Annotated in this window: 5 protein-coding genes; all 5 read right to left on the reverse strand. The window is 32.3% G+C overall.

What is annotated here, in order from left to right:
- The coding region (gene obgE, locus Q0U66_RS05775) for a GTPase ObgE (protein ID WP_297378600.1) at window positions 1-951 on the reverse strand (951 nt) is incomplete at its 3' end.
- Between the two features lie 61 nt (window positions 952-1,012).
- Window positions 1,013-1,303: a 50S ribosomal protein L27 gene (gene rpmA, locus Q0U66_RS05780; protein WP_103981948.1), complete on the reverse strand. Its 291-nt coding sequence runs from the start codon at window positions 1,301-1,303 to the stop codon at window positions 1,013-1,015.
- A gap of 2 nt (window positions 1,304-1,305) precedes the next feature.
- Window positions 1,306-1,641 (reverse strand): ribosomal-processing cysteine protease Prp, encoded by a 336-nt coding sequence (locus tag Q0U66_RS05785; RefSeq protein ID WP_297378605.1) that lies wholly within the window; start codon window positions 1,639-1,641, stop codon window positions 1,306-1,308.
- Complete coding sequence (gene rplU, locus Q0U66_RS05790) at window positions 1,641-1,943, reverse strand: 50S ribosomal protein L21 (protein WP_297378609.1); 303 nt, start codon at window positions 1,941-1,943, stop codon at window positions 1,641-1,643. Before rplU ends, Q0U66_RS05785 begins: the two co-directional genes overlap by 1 nt.
- Window positions 1,944-2,093: 150 nt before the next feature.
- A partial coding sequence (locus Q0U66_RS05795; protein ID WP_297378612.1) for an ATP-binding cassette domain-containing protein occupies window positions 2,094-2,573 on the reverse strand: 480 nt, incomplete at its 5' end.

The following is a 2,573-nucleotide window of genomic DNA, read 5'->3' on the forward strand; positions in this document are numbered from 1 at the left end:
GTCAATACCTTCAGTAGTAGCTGCAGATGTTTCAATTACATCTATTTCTGGATATTGGATTTTAAACAATTCCAGATTGTCTTCTGCTCCAGCTATATCCATCTTATTGGCAACAACAAACATATCTTTTTCACTAAGTCTATCACTATAATTTTCTAATTCTTTCATGATAGCATTGAAGTCTTCAATTGGATCTCTCCCCTCAGAACCTGCCATATCTAATACATGAACTAATAGCCTAGTCCTTTCGATATGTTTTAGGAACTGGTGACCTAATCCAATACCTTCACTTGCCCCTTCAATCAAACCTGGTATATCAGCTATTACATAAGAATTATCATGGTCAATCTTTACCACACCTAAATTTGGTGAAAGGGTTGTAAAGTGGTAATTAGCTATTTTAGGTTTAGCATTTGAAATAATAGATAATATAGATGACTTACCAACATTTGGTAGTCCCACTAAGCCTACATCAGCTATCAATTTAACTTCTAAAACAACCTCTATCTCTTGTGATTTTTGTCCTGGTTCAGCAAATCTAGGAGCCTGTCTAATGGAATTTTTATATTTTGTATTTCCATTACCTCCCTTTCCTCCTTTTACAATTAGGAATTCTTGCTGGTCTTCAACCAAGTCAACAATAATCTTGCCAGAATTTGCTTCCTTTACTAGGGTACCGACTGGTAGGTGTAAGATCATATCTTCACCTTTTTTACCATACCTATTTTTATTTCTACCATTTTCACCATTTTCGGCAAAGAAATGTCTTTGGTATTTAAAGTCCATCAAGGTATGTATATTGGAATCAGCTTTTAAAATGATGCTTCCACCATCACCACCGTCACCGCCAGCTGGTCCTCCATCCGGCTCAAATTTTTCTCTTCTCCATGCTACAGCCCCGTCGCCACCGGCTCCAGACCTTAGCACTATTTTCGCTGTATCTACAAACATATTTATACCTCTATAAAAAAATATCCAGAATTTAAAAAAATTCTGGAATAACATTCAACAATTAAGCTAGTTGTTCGTGTGAATATACACTTACTTTCTTTCTTGATTTGCCAAATCTTTCAAATTTTACAACACCATCAGCCTTAGCAAATAATGTATCATCTTTACCGATACCTACATTTTCACCTGGATGAATCTTTGTTCCTCTTTGTCTAACAAGGATGTTTCCTGCTAAAACGTGTTGTCCATCAGATTTTTTAGCTCCTAATCTTTTTGCTCTTGAGTCTCTACCGTTTCTTGTTGATGAAACCCCTTTTTTACTTGCGAAAAATTGTAAATCTAATCTTAACATATCTACACCTCCATGTAGTTTACTTTTACAAAGTCACTATAATCTTGTAATAATGACTTCATACCTAATTCGAATTTTTTAAGTATAAGTTGACTATCTCTTTTTTGATCCTCTGTTAAATTATCTTTTATTTCCAATCTAATCTTGTCTTCTAAAATCTCATAAGATATTTTATCTTTCATATCCAATAAATCTGTAAAAGTATCTATTGTGTTGAAAGTTAAAAAAGAAACTGCTGAACAAACTATATCTTCACCTTTCTCGGCGTAGCCTGCATGATCAAAAACTTCTATAGCCTTAATATCATCTTCTTTTTTGCTTATTGTAACCTTTATCATTATCCTAAGCTATTTATTCTAACTCTTGTAAATGGTTGTCTGTGACCTTGTTTCTTAGAATAACCTTTTTTAGGTTTATATTTGAACACTACAATCTTTCTATCTTTAGCGTGTTCTAAAACTTCTGCTTTCACCTTTGTATCTAGTAGAGGTGAACCTACTTTTGTATCACCATCATTTGAAACTAATAAAGTATCAAATTCTACTGTAGAACCTGATTCTGCATTTAATTTTTCTACCTTGATGATATCTCCTTCTTTAACTTGGTATTGTTTACCACCTGTTTTAATAACTGCGTACATGTATCTTCCTCCTTTTTTACTTTATTCTCGCTGATTGGGCGTTATATTTATAAGCTTAAACCCAATATCATGCGGTTTAGATACTGATTAAGTATAGCAAAGTATGTGAGAAATGTCAAACCATTATGCAAGATAACGCTTTTATAAGCTTTATTTTATAGTAAGGACTTTATCAAACAGTTCAAGGTGATTTTCGTTATGAGTTACAACTATAACAGATTTTCCTCTATCCTTTTCCTGTAATAAAATATTCATTATAATTTCACTATTGGTCTTGTCGAGATTTCCTGTAGGTTCATCTGCCAAAATAATTTTTGAAGGCTTACCTATAAGTCTAGATAAGGCTACCCTTTGCTGTTCTCCACCTGATAGGGTATATATTAACCTATCTTCAAATCCATCCAGGGAAACTAAATTAAGTAATCTTTTAATCTCTTTATTTATATCTGCTTTATTTTTTAGATCATCTCTATATTTTAAACCAATTTCTATATTTGCTCGGACAGTTTCATTTTCGATTAAGCCATAGTTTTGAAATAAAAATCCAATATTTTCTCTTAAAAAATCAATTTTTTTATTGTTAGTTAAATTACTAATATCCTTATTTTCAAAAATGATTTCACCTTCATC

Origin of the sequence: uncultured Helcococcus sp. (assembly GCF_946998255.1) — a bacterium.
Lineage (GTDB): Bacteria > Bacillota > Clostridia > Tissierellales > Peptoniphilaceae > Helcococcus.